13 protein-coding genes are annotated in these 15,653 nt (G+C 70.5%); 8 read left to right on the top strand and 5 right to left on the bottom strand.

The annotated features are described in order from the left end of the window. Window positions 1–7: 7 nt before the first annotated feature. The 5 genes from ACQPY4_RS27015 to ACQPY4_RS26995 are packed head-to-tail and all read right to left on the bottom strand — an operon-like array spanning window position 8 to window position 5,015. Window positions 8–1,282: an ABC transporter substrate-binding protein gene (locus ACQPY4_RS27015; RefSeq protein WP_433325363.1), complete on the bottom strand. Its 1,275-nt coding sequence runs from the start codon at window positions 1,280–1,282 to the stop codon at window positions 8–10. Next, a complete protein-coding gene (locus tag ACQPY4_RS27010; protein WP_433325361.1) occupies window positions 1,279–1,857 on the bottom strand; it encodes a GTP-binding protein in 579 nt (192 codons plus the stop codon). The genes ACQPY4_RS27015 and ACQPY4_RS27010 overlap by 4 nt, the downstream gene beginning before the upstream one ends. Beyond that, window positions 1,838–2,206: a DUF742 domain-containing protein gene (locus ACQPY4_RS27005; RefSeq protein WP_433325359.1), complete on the bottom strand. Its 369-nt coding sequence runs from the start codon at window positions 2,204–2,206 to the stop codon at window positions 1,838–1,840. Before ACQPY4_RS27005 ends, ACQPY4_RS27010 begins: the two co-directional genes overlap by 20 nt. Further along, window positions 2,206–2,616, bottom strand: a complete 411-nt coding sequence (locus ACQPY4_RS27000) for a roadblock/LC7 domain-containing protein (RefSeq protein WP_433325357.1) — start codon at window positions 2,614–2,616, stop codon at window positions 2,206–2,208. The genes ACQPY4_RS27005 and ACQPY4_RS27000 overlap by 1 nt, the downstream gene beginning before the upstream one ends. 11 nt (window positions 2,617–2,627) lie before the next feature. Continuing rightward, entirely contained in the window at window positions 2,628–5,015 is a 2,388-nt protein-coding gene (locus tag ACQPY4_RS26995; protein ID WP_433325355.1) for a nitrate- and nitrite sensing domain-containing protein, read from the bottom strand. A 628-nt stretch (window positions 5,016–5,643) separates the two neighbouring features. Between ACQPY4_RS26995 and ACQPY4_RS26990 the strand changes: the two genes are divergently transcribed. The 8 genes from ACQPY4_RS26990 to ACQPY4_RS26955 all read left to right on the top strand — a co-directional run bounded on the left by ACQPY4_RS26990 (window position 5,644) and on the right by ACQPY4_RS26955 (window position 15,651). Next, entirely contained in the window at window positions 5,644–6,255 is a 612-nt protein-coding gene (locus ACQPY4_RS26990) for a helix-turn-helix transcriptional regulator (RefSeq protein WP_433325353.1), read from the top strand. 45 nt (window positions 6,256–6,300) lie between these two features. Beyond that, the gene (locus ACQPY4_RS26985; RefSeq protein WP_433325351.1) at window positions 6,301–7,674 is read left to right on the top strand and encodes an FAD-dependent oxidoreductase; all 1,374 of its coding nucleotides are present in this window, start codon (window positions 6,301–6,303) and stop codon (window positions 7,672–7,674) included. Between the two features lie 227 nt (window positions 7,675–7,901). Then, window positions 7,902–8,855, top strand: a complete 954-nt coding sequence (locus tag ACQPY4_RS26980; RefSeq protein ID WP_433325349.1) for a hypothetical protein — start codon at window positions 7,902–7,904, stop codon at window positions 8,853–8,855. A gap of 25 nt (window positions 8,856–8,880) precedes the next feature. Beyond that, the gene (locus ACQPY4_RS26975; protein ID WP_433325347.1) at window positions 8,881–9,114 is read left to right on the top strand and encodes a hypothetical protein; all 234 of its coding nucleotides are present in this window, start codon (window positions 8,881–8,883) and stop codon (window positions 9,112–9,114) included. A 418-nt stretch (window positions 9,115–9,532) separates the two neighbouring features. Further along, window positions 9,533–10,678: an MFS transporter gene (locus ACQPY4_RS26970; protein ID WP_433325345.1), complete on the top strand. Its 1,146-nt coding sequence runs from the start codon at window positions 9,533–9,535 to the stop codon at window positions 10,676–10,678. Between the two features lie 57 nt (window positions 10,679–10,735). Continuing rightward, entirely contained in the window at window positions 10,736–13,792 is a 3,057-nt protein-coding gene (locus ACQPY4_RS26965; RefSeq protein WP_433325343.1) for an AfsR/SARP family transcriptional regulator, read from the top strand. A gap of 317 nt (window positions 13,793–14,109) precedes the next feature. Further along, window positions 14,110–15,072, top strand: coding sequence for a ParB N-terminal domain-containing protein (locus ACQPY4_RS26960; protein WP_433325341.1), 963 nt, complete (start codon window positions 14,110–14,112; stop codon window positions 15,070–15,072). A 369-nt stretch (window positions 15,073–15,441) separates the two neighbouring features. Beyond that, the gene (locus ACQPY4_RS26955; protein ID WP_433325339.1) at window positions 15,442–15,651 is read left to right on the top strand and encodes an MbtH family protein; all 210 of its coding nucleotides are present in this window, start codon (window positions 15,442–15,444) and stop codon (window positions 15,649–15,651) included. Window positions 15,652–15,653: the final 2 nt, after the last annotated feature.

Raw genomic sequence — 15,653 nt, 5'->3', positions numbered from 1 at the left:
AGCGCGATCACGAGGCGTAGCAGGGCTTGTCGAAGGAGAACTTCCTGGACGTGGGGCCCTCAAAGAAGTCGGTTCCGGAGCGGATGCCGGAGTACTGGGACGGGTCGGCGTGGCCGATCGTGCTCTGCCGGGGGCCGCGTCGCGGGCCGGGGTCGCCGGGCGGCAGCATGCCCTCGTAGTCGACGGGCTTGGGACGGCGGATGGCCTCGAGAAGACTCTGCCGGGACAGTTCCCCGCTCGCGGCGGCCTGTTCCAGGGCCGCCTTCAGCGGATAGGAGAGGATCCAGCCGCTGACGTAGGTGTCGCTGGGCGCCACCTGCTTGAGCGCCTTGCGCATCGCCGCGTGGCCGGGGGAGTCCGTCGCGAACTCGCGCGCGACCGTGGCCTGCCAGTACTGCTTCTCGAAGGCCGGGCCCGCCGGCGTCTGGAGCAGCGCGGGCGACCAGCCGGGGTTGCTGCCGATGTACCGGCCGCGGAAGCCGCCCTTGCTCGCGGTGCCGACGATGGTCGCGGTGTCCGGCGGCCCGACCGAGAGCATCACCAGGCTCGGCCGGGTCTCGATGATCTTCTTGATCGCCTCGGCGGACGGTTTCAGCCCCGGTGCGACCGCGATGGAGTCGAACGCCAGGCCGTGCGCCTGCGCGGCCCTCCTGGCGCCACCGGCGGCGTCGGCGCCGTAGTCGCCCGGGTAGTGGACGGCCAGCACGCTCTCGACCTTGAAGCCCTTCTTCGGGAACGCCTCGACCGCGTAGTCGATGCCGTTCATGGCCTCGATGCAGTAGCTCGCCGCCGTCTCCAGGACGTTCTCGGCGAACACCCACTCCGAGGTGAAGCTCACCGGCACCGTCACGATCGACTCGCGCTTGAGCTCCGGAAGGGCCTCGACGGTCGGTTTGGAGCCGAACATCTGGGCGTAGGCGAACACTTTGTCCTTGCTCGCGCGCAGGGCGCTCAGGTTCTTGGCCGGGTCGTACCCGTTGTCGAGCACGTGCGAGGTGGCGTCGATGTCATAGCCCCCGATGCCGCCCTGGAGGTTGACTCGGTGCCAGAACGCGCGCTGGGCCTCAGTGCCGATCGCGGCGGTCGCCTTGAAGCTGGTGCTGCTCTGGTCGGTGAGGAAACCGAGGTAGATGCACCCGTTGTCCTTGTTCACCGCGTTCGGGCAGGCCTTCTCGGTGATCCCGGGGGTCCCCTCCTTCACCGAGACCTGATCCTTGGTGGAACAGGAGGAGAGGGGGAGGCCCACCGCCAGGGCGAGGGCCAGGGCACCGGTCGTTCTCATCCCATCCGCTCCTTCTCTTTGATGACGTGCTCGACGAGGGAGACCAGGGTCCGTTTCGCCGACTCGCGCACGCGGGCGTCGCAGACCAGGATCGGCACATGCGGGTCCAGGTCGAGGGCGGTCTTGACCCTCGCCGGCTCGTAGGTCCGCGCGCCGTCGAACTGATTGATCGCCACCAGGAACGGCAGGCCGCGCTCTTCGAAGTAGTCGATCGCGGCGAAGCAGTCCGACAGCCGCCGCGTGTCGGCCAGCACCACCGCGCCGAGCGCCCCGGCCGCCAGCTCGTCCCACATGAACCAGAAGCGGTTCTGTCCCGGGGTGCCGAACAGGTAGATGCTGAGCCCTTCGCGCAGGGTGATCCGGCCGAAGTCCATCGCCACCGTCGTGGTGGTCTTCTCCGGAACCAGGCCGATGTCGTCCACCCCCTCGCTCCGCGCCGTCATGGCCGACTCGGTGCGCAGGGTGCGGATCTCGCTGATCGCGCCGACCAGGGTCGTCTTGCCGACACCGAAACCGCCCGCGATCATGATCTTGATGGCGATCTGGCCCTCGGGCTCAGAGCTCGTTGAGTCCATCGATGACTTCCTTCAGCAGTCGGTCGTCGGGCAGGTGGGAGCCGGGCGCCGCCGCGCGCGAACGGATCAATTGGTGTTTAAGGAGATCTCCGAGCAGCACCCGGACGACGTCGACCGGCAGATCCAGGTCGGAGGCGACCTCCGCCACCGAGAGCGGTCCGGCGCAGATGTCCCGGATCTTCAGGTGCTCGGGCCCGAGATCCATCGTGGGCAGGACCGGATCGTCGGTGGTCTCGATCAGGCTGACCAGGTCGAAGGCGTCCTCGGCGTCGCTGCGCGTGCGGCCCCCGGTCAGCGTGTACGGCCGCACGATCGGACCGGGGTCCTCCTCGCGGAACGGCTCGGGCATCAGGTGCCGTCCAGCACCCGGCTGCCCACCGACAGGTGTTCCCCGACCCGGCTGACCAGCAGCGCCATCTCGTAGGCGATGACTCCCACGTCGGCGTCGCCATGGGCGAGCAACGCCAGGCAGGCGCCCTGACCGGCGGCGGTGATGAACAGGAAGCCGTGGTTCATCTCCACGATCGTCTGGCGGACGCCGCCGCCGTGGAACTGTTCCGCGGTCCCTCGGGCCAGGCTCTGGAATCCGGCGGCCACCGCGGACAGATGCTCGGCGTCCTCGCGGCTGATGCCGCACGAGGAGGCGATGCGCAGCCCGTCCCCGGACAGGACGACCAGGTGCCGGGCGGAGACGACCCGGTCGAGCACCGAGTCGAGCAGCCAGTTGAGCTCGCGGTTGCTGGTGGACTTACCGGTCATCCTCGGCCTCCTCATTGTCCGTTCCCTGACCGTCGTTCCTGCTCGGCCGCCTCGCGGCCGCGCCGCCATCCGTCCTGCATGGCCGAGAACGTGCTGCGGACCTCTTCCGCCGGGCGTTCCGCCGGGGCGGCCACCGGTACCGGCTCCTGGGCGGGCGGGCGCTCCCGCAGCCGGGGGTCCAGGCTCTGCTGGCGGGTGCGCTGGGGGAGGTCCTCGTCGTCGGCCACCGGGTGGTCGTCCAGCGCGTCGGACTGGAGCCGGTGCCGCCCGCCGCTCTGCTCGGCCGGCCCACTCGCCGGTGCCATCGGGACGAGCTGCCGGGTGGACTCGGCTCCCGGGGGAAGGGCGGGCTCCGGCACGTGCACGACGGGGACCTGCGCGCTCGCGTCGTGCTCGGCGAGCATGGTCTCGGGCAGCAGCACGATCGCCGTCGTCCCGCCGTAGGGCGAGGCCCGCAGCAGCACCCGGATGTCGTGCTTGGCGGCCAGCCGCGCGACGACGAACAGACCGAGCCTGGCGCTGTCGAACAGGTCGAAGTCGGGCGCCTCGTAGAGGGTCTGGTTGAGCATCGCCATCTTGTCGGGGTCGAGCCCGAGCCCGCGGTCCTCCACCTCGACGGCCACGCCGGCGCCGACCGTCTGGGCGCTGACGGTGACCTGGGTGCCGGGCGGCGAGTACATGACGGCGTTCTCGATCAACTCGGCCAGCAGATGGATCACGTCGGCGGCGGAGGTGCCGGACAGCGCGTGGGTCTCGGGCATGCTCAGCACCTTGACCCGCTGGTACTGCTCGATCTCGGAGACCGCGGCCCGGACGGCGTCGACGATCGGGACGGGCGCGTTCCAGGTGCGCCCGGCGGACCGGCCCGCCAGGATGACCAGGCCCTCGGCGTGCCGACGCATCCGGGTGACGAGATGGTCGATGGTGAACAGCTCGGCCAGCTCGTCGGGGTTCTTGGCCTTGCGCTCCATGCCGTCGAGCAGCTTGAGCACCCGCTGCAGCAGCACCTGGTTGCGGCGGGCCAGGTTGACGAACACCTCGCCGAGCCCGCGGCGGGTGGCGGCCTCGGCGACGGTCGCCCGCACCACCGCGCGCCTGGCCTCGGCGAACGACTCGTAGACCTGGGAGATCTCCCGGAGCTCGAACCTGTTCGGCGGAGAGTCGGCGTCGGGGTCGACGTGCTCGCCCTTGTGGATGCGCCCGGCCAGGTCGGGTAGCTGCTTGGTGGCGAAGTCGTCCACCGTCCGGACCATCTCGCGGTTCTCCACGACCAGCCGGCGGCCCAGCCGGACCCCGACGATCGCGGAGACGATCACCGCGAGGAGGCCGATGCCGCCGGCCAGCCCGAGCCGGATCAGCACGCCGCGGGCGTGGTCGGCGGCCCGGTCGGAGATGCCCCGGCGGGTCTCGTCCTCGAACTCGACCATGGCGTTGATGGCGGCCTCGGACTTGGCGTGCCAGGCACCGAGGTCGGCGGGCTGCCGGTCCATCGTCTGGTCCCGGAACTCGCCGATGGCGTTGACCGACTTCATCGCGGCCTCGGCCCTGGCGCGCCAGGCTTCGAGGTCGTCCGGCCGTCCGCTGAGGGTCTGGTCCCGGAAATCGCGGAGCGACTTCATCGCCGCCTCGGACCTGGCGTGCCAGGCGTTGAGGTCGACCGACTGCCAGGCGATCACCTGGTCTTCGAGGCCCGCCAGCTCGCGGTAGGCAGGGCTGCCGACGAGCGCGGCCAGCCGTTCGCGGTCGGCGGCGGGCAGCGCCTCGGCGAGCTCGGCGTAGCGCAGCCGGTGGGCGCCGACCCGCCGGGCGAACTCGGACTGCTCGGCCGGGGTCGGCCGGTTCCTGGCCAGCGCACCGGTGATCAGGGCGTCCTCGTAACTGATGTGCTCGCGCGCCGTCTGGAAGCCGATGAGGGTCCTGGTGTCGCGGCCGATGTCGGGCTCACCGGGGTAGGCCGCGTCGTAGATCGCTCCGGCCGCCTCGATGAGGTCGGTGTAGGCCTTGAGCACGTCGGTGCTGGAGACCTGCTTGCGGTCCACGTTCTTGCGCGTCGGCGCCAGGTCGCCGAGCTTGGTGACCAGCGTGCGCATCCGCGCGCGGGTGTCGGCCGTGGTGGCCCGGTCCAGGTCGCCGCTTCTGGCCGCCTTGGCGAACCGGTCGCGGGACTGGTCCGTACGCAGGCGCTGGGCATCGAAGCCGACCCGCCCGGTGAAGGGGTCGTCGGCCAGGAACGCCAGCGACATACGGCGCTCGTTCTGCAGCTCGGCGATGAGCGACTCCGTCGGCCGCACGACCTTGGTGTCGAACGTGTTCGCGTTGACGAGCCGCATACTGTCGCCGATCGCGAAGACGACGACGAACCCCCACAGCAGCAGCAGAGCCGTCAATGGCAGGACCAACAGGGACACAATCATTCGCTTCGCTGACCGCGTACGGCGTGCTGAGCCCATTTCACCACCCTCGAGAATCGCAGCCCGACGGTCTGCACCGAACGGGGGTTCGGGCGTCGTGGCCTGTTCTCGGGACTATAGACAGACGGGCGCCACGATTAGCAAGCGGTAACGCGAAACTGGTCTGGAGTAATGGCGACGAGGTTTGCGGAATGTGTCTGCCGCTGTCTTAAAAATGCGCTTTCTTCATGGTCATCTTCAATGACCCCGCCGCTAGATTTATGTGTCGCCAAAGAACAAACCCGCAGGTCAAACCCGTATTCCTTGATCCACTTTTCTTTTCTCACGAGCACTGCCCGACCGTTCCCCGTAATACATGATTTGTCAGCATTAGGGGGGTTTGATCACTATTTATCCGGCACCAGATCTCGCCCGTCCGCACTCATGCAGAGCCTTGTGTAAAGGCTTTGAAAAGATCTGGAAGGGCAGGGTTGAAGCCTAACGCAAAAGGCTTCGAATTGGAGGTGACAGTGCCATCGCGCGAATAGGTGCGGCACAGGCCGCAGACAGAGGCCCCCGGGGGCTCGGGGTGGACCAACGGTTGCATAGTGAGGACATCACTAGTAGCGTGCTCACTATGAACAAGCGTCCGTCCGCGTTGTCGTTCGTCATCCTGGGGTTGCTGCAGGAGGCGCGGATGCATCCGTACGAGATGCAGCGGCTGTTGAAGGAGCGCGGCAAGGACCGGGTTCTTGGTGTGGAGCAGCGCAGCAGCTTCTACCAGGCGATCCGGCGGCTGGAGCGGGACGGTCTGATCGCGGTGCACGAGACCGTCCAGTCGTCCTCGCGTCCCGGCCGGACGGTCTACGAGATCACCGAGAACGGCCGGGCGGACTTCCACCGGTGGCTGCGCGCCATGTTGTCGGCTCCGCGTGAGGTCTTCCCCGAGTTCCCGGTGGCGATTTCCTACCTGCCGCTGCTGGACGTCGGCGAGGCGGTGTCGCTGCTGGAGGCGCGGCGCGAGGCGTTGGCGGCGACGCTGGCCGAGACCGAGTCGGCGCTGGCCGAGGGCGGGGCGTTTCTACACCGGCTGATGCTGCTGGAGGAGGAGCTGCGGCGGGCCGTTGTCGCGGCCGAGCTGGCCTGGCTGACCGGCCTGATCGACGACCTTCACAGCGGCGCCCTCACCTGGTCGCCCGAACTGATCGCCGAACAGATCGCCCGCTTCAGCCCACCCAGCGCCGACTGACCGGCGACCATCCCTTCCCCCCTCGACCACGGAGGTCGTTCCCCCATGTCCGAATCACCATTGCATGTCCTGGTCATCGGCGCCGGAACCGGCGGCATGGCCCTGGCGCACGCGCTGCACAAGAACAAGGTGAGCGTCGCGGTCTACGAGCGCGACCGCACCCGCGCCGACTTCCTGCAAGGGCACCGTGTCGGCATCAACCCCGAAGGGACCCGCGCCCTGCGGGCGTGCCTGCCCGACGAGCTGTTCGAGCTGTTCCTGGCCACCTGCGCCAGCCCGATGGAGCGCGGCAACCTCTACACCGAGCGCCTGGGCGAGGTGCTGAGCCTGGAGTTCCCGCTGGACCGCGACGCGCTCAACAGCGAGAAGTCGGTCAGCCGCGTCACCCTCAAACAGGTGCTGCGCAGCGACGCCGACGACTTCCTGCACTTCGGCAAGTACTGCACCCACTACGAGCACACCCCCGACGGACGGGTGGTCGCGCACTTCGAAGACGGCACGAGCGCGATCGGGGACGTCCTGGTCGCCGCCGACGGCACCCGCTCCCGCGTCCGGCAGCAGTACCTGCCGCACGCCGCCCTCGACGACGCCGAGATGGTGGCGGTGGCGGGCAAGGTGCCGCTGGACGACCGGGTCCGCGACCTGCTGCCCCCGCACATGACGCGGGGAATGTCGATCATCCTGGCGCCGGGCGGGCGGTTCTTCATCTCGCACACCATGGAGTTCCCCTGGGGAGACGACCTGCGACTCAAGAACGGCATCGGCTCCCGCGACGCCGAACTGATCTCGGCCTGGCCGGGCCTCCAGTTCGACAACACCCGCGACCACATGATCTGGGGCCTGGCCGTACCGCCTCACCTGGCACCCGACGGCCTGGCCGAGGCCGAAGGCGCTCAGATCATCGAGATGGCCAGGCGGATGTCGCCCGGCTGGTCCCCGGCCCTGCACCGCCTGATCGAGATGAGCGACCCGTCCACCTGCGGTGCCTCCACCCGCCAGTCCACCTCGGTGCCCGTCGAGGCATGGGAGACCACCAACGTCACCCTGCTCGGCGACGCCATCCACACCATGACACCCGGACGCGGCGTTGGCGCCAACACCGCCCTCAAGGACGCCCAGCTCCTGGCCCACCAGCTGGTCGGCGCCCACCGCGGCGAGCGGCCCCTGCTGGAGGCCATCCACGACTACGAGACCCAGATGATCGACTACGGCTTCACAGCCGTGACCGAGTCACTGAAGTTCTACGGCAAGGACAACCCGCTCAACCGTCCCGTCCTGGGACGCGCCGCCCTGACCCTCGTCCGCGGCGGAGCCCGCCTGATCAACAACGTCCCACCGCTCAAACGCGGCGTCACCAACCGGCTGCTCGCCTCCCGCGGCGCCCACACTCCCGACGAACGTCCCGCGAGGACGACCTAGGCCCCGGGGGTCTGGCCGTATTAGGTCAGGGGATGGATACCGGGACCTTGCCAGCAAATACTGGCGTTAATTGTTCCGCTGCCTGGGAGCCCTCTGTGGATCGAGCCGTCTCGAACACCTTTCCTTCTCGTCGTGCCCTCCTGGCTGGGGGTGCGGCGGTTCTTGTCGCCGGGCCGTTGGCCGGGCGCGCGGGTGCCGCCGCGCCGCCGACGGGGGAGTGGGCCGACGTGCCCGTTCCGCCGCCGGCGGGGCAGAGTCACCTGCTCGGGATCGCCGCGCCGTCCCCGTGGCACGTCTTCGCCGGTGGCACCGAGAACGCGTTCCAGCCGGACTCGCGCGCCGTCATGCTGCACCGGACCCCGCGCGGCTGGACGCGGGCGGCGCTGCCCGACGGGCTGGCGGTCGTCGGCGACGTCCGGGCCCGGCACGCCGCCGACGCCTGGGCCGTCGCCTCCGGCCGGGACGCCCAGCAGCGCACCGACCTGCTGCACTGGAACGGGCGCCGGTGGACGACGGTGTCCGGCCCCGAGGGCCGCCGGCTCCAGGCCATCGACCTGGACCGGAGCGGCGGGCTGTGGGCGACCGGGACGGGCGGGGACACCACGACGGTGTCCGTGCGGCGCGACGGCCGGTGGGCGAACTCGCTCACCCTGCCGGAGCCGTCCGGGCTCAACGCCATCGCCGCCGGAAGCGCCTCGGACGTCTGGGCCGGCGGGATGGGCGAGTCGCAGACCGATCCGACCCCGCTGTGGCACTTCGACGGCGCGGGGTGGACGCGCTTCCCGTGGGGGTCGACCTGGGCCCATTGGATCCTGCAGATCGAGTACGTCGCTCCCGATGACGTCTGGTTCTACGCCCTCGAACAGCACCCGCTGTTCCCGCCTCCGGCGCTGCACCACTGGAACGGCTCCGGGTTCACCGTGCACCCGATCCCGCGCCCGTCCGGCGCGGTACGTCCGGCGTCCGCGATCGGATTCCTCGGCTCGATCGCGTCCGACGGGCGGCGGGGCGTCTGGCTGTCCACCCCGTTCGACCCCTCCCACCTGCTGCACTTCGACGGCGCCTCCTGGACCCGCGCCGTCCCGCCCGCCGGGGTGACCGCGTACTCGATGACCCGCGTTCCGCACACCACCACCATCTGGGCCGGAACCCAGATCGGCACCGTCTGGCGTCGTTCCTGACCACCGCGACGAGAGGGGGGTCGCGGTGACCGAGCAGCTGGCCACCGCCGACACCCTCATCCTGGGACGCGTGACCTACGACAGCTTCGCCGGCGCGTGGCCGGAGCGGGAGGCCGCGGGCGGCGAGGACGCGCCGATGGGCAAGGCGCTGGGCGACGCCCGCAAGATCGTGGTGTCGCCTCCCGTCCCGCTGGAGCTGGTCTCGGCCGAGACCTTCGAGACCGGCGTGCTGCACTTGATCTACAAGCCCGCCGGGTAGTGCTCGTTCGGACGCACGCCGGCGGCGCGGAGGCCGTCGTCGGCGAGTGCGGACCCGGCGGGAATCCGCGCGGGACGAACGCAACTTCTTCGTCGATTCGAACGTCGAACCCTTCAGGAGCACGCACCGGCCGGTGTCGGATCTCGTCATGGACGCGACCATGGACGACAAAATATGACCGGGTCGAGTTTCCGAGTCATTCTCGCATTCAAGCCTTTTTTATGCTTTTCCGATGATAATCGGCTTGAGGGTGAAATGAGTAGTCTGGCCTGGTCTGTTGTGCTATCTTCGGACGGCGAAGATCATCGGCTTTTCCGGGAGAGCGGGGGTTGGCCAGCTCGAAATGAAGACGCCCCCTGCCATCAAGTCGCTCCCCGCTGAGAAGTCTCCCGCATTCGCTCCCCTTTCCCATTCCTGGTTGCCGGCGCTGTTCGCCGTGACCCTCGGAATGTGGGTCGGGCTTCTCGCGTCCGCGCAGGTTCTGCTGCCCGCCCAGATCGAGGCCGTCGACCCGGCCGGCAAGGTCTGGGTCCTGGGCGTGGTGACCACCGCGGGCGCCGTGGCGGCCGTGCTGACCGCGCCCGTCTTCGGTGCCCTGTCCGATCGTGTCGGCCGGCGCCGGTCGTGGGTGGTCGGCGGATCGGTGCTGTGCGCGGTGGCCGTCCTCCTTCTGTCGTGGCAGTCCACGGTCATCGGGATCGGCGTCTGCTGGGCGATCGTGCACGGCGGCGCGGGCGGTCTGCACGCGACGCTGTGCGCGGTGATCCCGGACCGCGTCCCGGTGAACCGGCGCGCGACGGTGTTCGCCGTCGTCGGGCTCGCCCAGCCGTGCGGTCTGGTCCTGGGGACGCTGCTGGTCTCCAGCGTGCCGGACGGGGTGGGATACCCGCTGGTCGCCGTGCTGGTAGCGGCGCTGGCGGTGCCCTACGCGGTGGCCGGACGCGACGCGCCCGCGGCCGCCCGGGAACCGCGCGGCAGGCCGTGGTCGTCCGGCCTGGCCTTCCTCGGTGCCGACTTCGCCTGGGCCCTGGCGGGACGGTTCGCGGCCCAGTTCGCGGCTTCCCTGGCCACGATCTACCTGCTGTACTTCCTTCGCGACGAGATCGGGATCGACAGCCCGGCCGGGGGTGTGGCGGTGCTCAGCCTTCTGTTCACCACGGGCCTGATCGTGACGAGCCTGGTGGTCGGGCGCGCCTCCGACCGGCTGGGACGGCGCAAGGCGTTCGTGATCCTGGGCGCGGCGCTGATGGCGGCCGGGCTGGTGGGCATGGCGCTGGTCCCGACCTGGCCGGCGGCGCTCGTCGCCGCCGTCGCGCTCGGTGCCGGGTACGGCGCCTACCTCGCGGTCGACCAGGCGCTGGTCACCCAGCTCCTGCGGAGCGAGAACGACCGGGGCATGAACCTGGGGATCATGAACATGGCGAGCAGCGGCGCGGTCGCGCTCGCCCCCGTCGTCGCGGCCCAATGGGTCGGCTTCGGCGGCTATCCGTCGCTGTTCCTTTTCGCCGCCGTAATGGCCGTACTGGGCGGGCTGTTAATCCAGCCGATCAGATCAGTTTCCTGACACGTGTTTCGGTGACTTCTGATTCGTCCTGGCGGGGGTGACGAGAGCATGGCCGCGGTGGGTGTGTATTTCCGGGTGCTGGGGCCGCTGGCGGTCGGCGTGGACGGCGCCGCGATCCCGCCGCCGCGCTCCTCGGTCCTCCAGGGGCTGCTGGGCGTGCTGCTGCTGGCGCGCGGGGAACCGCTGCCGACGGGCCGCCTCGCCGAGCTGGTGTGGAACGACCGCGCCCAGGAGACCAGCCGCGAGTCGGTCCATGTCGGGGTGTCCCGCCTGCGCAAATGGCTGGCCCGCCTCGACACGGGCGGGCCGGACCGGATCGCGATCAGGTACCAGGACGGCTACCTGCTCGACTGCGCGGCCCAGCGGTCGGACCTCGGCCGGTTCCTGGCCGTGACCGCAGAGGCGCGATCCCTGGCCGGCCCGGCGCAGCGGTACCGGGCGCTCTCCACCGCTTTCGCCGAGCGCCGAGGGCCGCTGCTGGCCGGGCTGGCGCGGGTCGACCGGGCCGACGCCCTGGTGCGCGGGCTGGAGGAGGAGATCCGCCAGGCGGCCGTGGGCCTGGCCGACGCGGCGCTGGAGGCCGGCGAGGCGGAGGGCGCGGTCGCGGCGGTCGGCCAGCTGGCCGAGGAGCTGCCGTTCGACGAGCCGCTGCACGCCGCGCTCATCCGGCTGCTGATGGCCGGTGGCCGGCCGGCCGAGGCCCTGGAGGTCTACCGGCGGCTGAGCGAGCGGCTCTCGGACGAGCTCGGCGTCCGGCCCAGCGAGGACGTCCAGCGCGCGCACCTGCTCGTCCTGTCCGACACCCGGGCCGTGAGCGAGCCGGAAACCCGGCCGGAACCGCTGCCGGCGCCGCCCGCCCAGCTCCCGCTCGACATCGTCGACTTCACGGGCCGGACCGGCGAGGTGGCCGAACTCGTCGAGATCCTCACCGGCGCTCCGGACGCCCGGCAGCGGTCGGTGGCCGTCGCCACCGTCGCGGGGATGGGCGGTGTCGGCAAGACGGCGGTGGCGGTTCACGCCGCCCACCGGGTAATGGAATCCTTCCCCGGCGGGCAGCTCTACGTGAACCTGCACGGGGATTCGGGGAACCCCGCCGACCCGGCGGAGGTGCTCGGAAGGTTCCTGCGCACGCTCGGCATGTCCGGCGCGGGCATCCCGTCCTCGCTGGACGAGCGGATGGCGCTGTACCGGACCCGCGTGGCCGGGAACCGGATCCTGGTCGTGCTCGACAACGCCGCCGGGGAAAGCCAGGTGCGGCCGCTGCTGCCCGGGACACCGGACGCGGCCGTGCTGATCACCAGCCGCAACGGCCTCATCGGCCTGGAAGGGGCCAGGCGGCTCGACCTGGAGCCGCTGCCCTCCGCCGAGGCGGTCGAGTTGATCACCAACATCGTCGGCGAGCGGCGGGTCGCGGCCGAGCCGGACGTCGCGGTCGAGATCGCCCGGCTCTGCGGACACGTGCCGCTTGCGGTGCGCATCGCGGCGGCACGGCTGCTGGGCCGGGGGCACTGGACGCTGGCACATCTGGCCGACCTCCTGCGCGGGGAGCGGCGCCGCCTGGACGAGCTGGTGGCCGGTGACCTGGAGGTGCGGGCCGGCTTCGAGATGAGTTACCGGCTGCTGCCCGGGACGACGCGGCGCGCGTTCCGGCTGATCGGACTGCTGGACGCCCCCGACTTCGCCTGCTGGACGGTCGCCGCGCTCCTCGACGTGTCCATGGCCGAGGCGCAGCGGCACCTGGAGATCCTGATGGACGCCTACCTCGCCGACGCCACCGGCACCGACGAGACGGGACAGCTCAGGTACCGGCTGCAGGACCTGCTCCGGCTGTACGCGCGGGAGCGGGCCGAGCGCGACGACCCGGCCGCCGAGCGCGCGGCGGCGCTGCGCCGCGCGCTGGGCGGCTGGCTCGCGATGGCGGAGGAGGCCGCGGAGCGGGTGCCCGGCCCCTGCTATGCCGCCATGCGCGGCTCCGCGCCGCGCTGGTCGCTGCCCGCCGGGACCAGGGCGCGGCTGGTGGCCGATCCGATGGCCTGGTTCGCCGCCGAGCGCGCGGCGCTGGTCGCGGCGGTCGGGCAGGCGTGCGACCTGCGGCTCGTCGAGTACGCCTGGGACCTGGCGGCCTCGATGGAGCGGTACTGCGACGTCCGCGGGCTCTACGACGACTGGCGCCAGATGCACGAGCGCGCGCTGACGCTGTGCCGGGAGGCCGGTGACAGGCGCGGGGAGGCCGTGCTGCTGCGCGGCCTGCTGGAGGTCACGACCTGGACGTCCCCGGCCGGGAACGGGCCGGCCATGGGCCAGATGCGCACCCTGGCCGCCCGGCTCCTCGCCCTGTTCACCGAACTGGAGGATCCGGCCGGGATCGCCGACGCGCTGGTGGCGATGGTCTGGGGGAAGGTGGCCGACGGCGCCGGCACCGAGGCGCTGGCCCTGTCCGAGCGCGCCCTGAGCACGGCGCGTGAGGCGGGCTACCTCGGCGGGCAGGCGCGGGCCCTGCACGTCATGGCCATCGTGCACGGGGAGGAGAACCCGCGCAGCGCCCTGGAATGCCTGGAGCAGGCGCTGGTGGTCGCCGAGGAACTCGGCAATCCCCGGTTCGTCGCGACGGTGGTGCAGTTCCTGGGCGCGGCCCATGCGCTCTGCGGCGACGTCATCGGCGGCCGAAAGCTGCTGGACGAGTCCATCGTGATGGCCCGCGAGCTGGACGACCGCTATCTGGAGACGTTCTCACTGCTCTATCTGGCCAGGCTGTTCGTGGCGACGGGGGACGACCGGGCCCGGCCGACCCTTGAGCTGGCGCTCGGCTACAGCCACGAGGGGAACTTCCGTCACCATCTCGCCGACGCGCTCGGGGTGCTGGGCGAGCTGAACCTGGCCGAGGGCGACCTGCCGGCGGCGATCGACTGCCTGGAACGCTCGGTGCGCGTGTGGCGCACCCGCGGCTGGATCCCGTTCCTGGCGCGCGCCTTGCGCACTCTCGGTGACGCCCACGCCACGGCGGGGAACCGGGGCGCGGCGCGGTCCGGCTGGACCGAGGCGCGCGACCTGTTCGGCGGGATCGGCGACCGGGCCGGTCAGCGCTCGGTCGAGGAACGCCTGGCACGCCCCTGACACGATCGGCTAACGGTTCGGCTCGGGCCGGTTAGCCATCGGTAAGGGGCCCCGATGTAACGTCGAGTGAGTACCGCATCGGACCGCCCGGGATGGAGGTGGGGCTTCCGGCGCAGGATTGTCGTCGAGGGTGCCGATACTGCGGCCGGCCGCGTGCCGCGGCCATTCGTAAAGCGGGTACTGGGCGCTGTCATCCACATTCCGTTGGGGGCTCGGCTGTTTTGGATATGACTGCACAATCACTCTCTACCGAGAATGCTCTCGTCCGGCATCTCTCGCTTCAGCAGGAAGGCATCGAGCGCTCGGTGGTGGCGCGGGTGCCCATCGACTCTCTGGTGACGACGGCGTCGCCGCGACTGGAGGGAGAAGACGAAGAGCACATACGCACGCTCGCCGAATCGGGCACCTTATTGCCGCCGATCGTGGTGCACCTGCCGTCCCGTCGTGTCATCGACGGCATGCACCGCCTCCGGGCGGCGGTACTTCGGGGCGAGCGCGATATCGAGGCGCGTTTCTTCCATGGCACGGAGGCGGATGTCTTCCTGCTCTCGGTCGCGGCGAACATCCAGCACGGCCTGCCGCTCTCGCAGCGGGACCGCATGGCGGCGGCCGAGCGCATCTTCGCCATCCATCCGGAATGGTCGGACCGGATGGTCGCGATCGTCGTGGGACTATCGAACAAGAAAATCGGCACGCTGCGGCAGCGGGTGGTCGGTCATATTCCGCAGCCCGCCGTCCGGATCGGCCGTGACGGCCGGTCGCGGCCGGTCGACGGCGCGGTCGGCCGGCAGCGCGCGGCGACACTGATCACGACCGAGCCGCACGCCTCGCTCCGCCAGATCGCCCGCGAGGCCGGCATCTCTCCCGCCACCGCCGCCGACGTGCGCGACCGGCTCCGGCGCGGCGAGGACCCGATTCCCTCGCGCCGGTCCGCCAAGGCCAAGGAGGCGCTGGCGGCCTCGCACCCCGAGGTCTGCGCCACCGCGGAGAAGGAGTCGCCCGCCAAGGTGATCTCCGAGCTCACGGCCACCTTCGGGCGGCTGCGCCGGGACCCCTCCCTGCGCTTCACCGACGCGGGACGCACGCTGCTGCGCATGTTCGACGCGTGCCAGGCGGTCGTCCGGGCGGAAGAGACGATCAAGAAGAGGCTCCCTCCGCACCAGCTCGCGCTGATGGCGGAGCTGAGCCACGCCTACGCGCAGATCCTGCAGTCGTTCTCGGTGGAGCTGCGGGAACTGCAGACCTCGCAGGCGGCGGGCCGCGAGAGCGGCGTGGGCTGAGCGGGGATTCGAGCGACGGGCCGGACGCCGACACGCCCGGCCCCTCGCCAACACACCATCGAACGCGGATCTGCGATTAGACCGGTCATCAATGGCGGCCCTTCGTCCCGCCGAGCTTTGGCATGGCCGCTGTCCGCCTGTTTTCAGAAGTGACGGTTTTTGTCAAGTGCCGTACTCGAAGCCGCGTCCGCCGCCACGAGCCTAGACGCGCGCGCTGTCCCCTCCAGCCCTGTTCAACTGGCGCCTGGAGCCAGTTGACCACGGGCCTCCATGATCGCTAATCATTGTCTGGCATGGGAGCCGGGACTATCGGAACCGGGTCGTCCCGTGGCTGCCCGGATCGATTCTCTCTCTGGAAGGGACATCACGGTGACCAATCCGTTCGAAGACCCCGATGCCATGTACCTGGTCCTGGTCAACGACGAGGGACAGCATTCGCTCTGGCCGGTTTTCGCCGACGTGCCCGACGGCTGGAAATTGGTCTTCGGTGAGGCGGGCCGGCAGGAATGCCTGGACTACATCGAGGCTTCCTGGACCGATATGCGGCCCCGGAGCCTGGTTGAGGCAATGGAGAAGTAGAA

It is taken from the genome of Spirillospora sp. CA-294931 (assembly GCF_050946795.1).
GTDB lineage: Bacteria > Actinomycetota > Actinomycetes > Streptosporangiales > Streptosporangiaceae > Spirillospora.
Note: the sequence above shows the minus strand (reverse complement) of the source record. Positions and strands in the feature narration are given on the sequence as shown.

Coding starts and splice junctions, on each gene's coding strand:
- ACQPY4_RS27010 (WP_433325361.1), bottom strand. CDS start 1,857: ATGGACTCAACGAGCTCTGAGCCCGAGGGCCAGATCGCCATCAAGATC.
- ACQPY4_RS27015 (WP_433325363.1), bottom strand. CDS start 1,282: ATGAGAACGACCGGTGCCCTGGCCCTCGCCCTGGCGGTGGGCCTCCCC.
- ACQPY4_RS27000 (WP_433325357.1), bottom strand. CDS start 2,616: ATGACCGGTAAGTCCACCAGCAACCGCGAGCTCAACTGGCTGCTCGAC.
- ACQPY4_RS26990 (WP_433325353.1), top strand. CDS start 5,644: ATGAACAAGCGTCCGTCCGCGTTGTCGTTCGTCATCCTGGGGTTGCTG.
- ACQPY4_RS27005 (WP_433325359.1), bottom strand. CDS start 2,206: ATGCCCGAGCCGTTCCGCGAGGAGGACCCCGGTCCGATCGTGCGGCCG.
- ACQPY4_RS26985 (WP_433325351.1), top strand. CDS start 6,301: ATGTCCGAATCACCATTGCATGTCCTGGTCATCGGCGCCGGAACCGGC.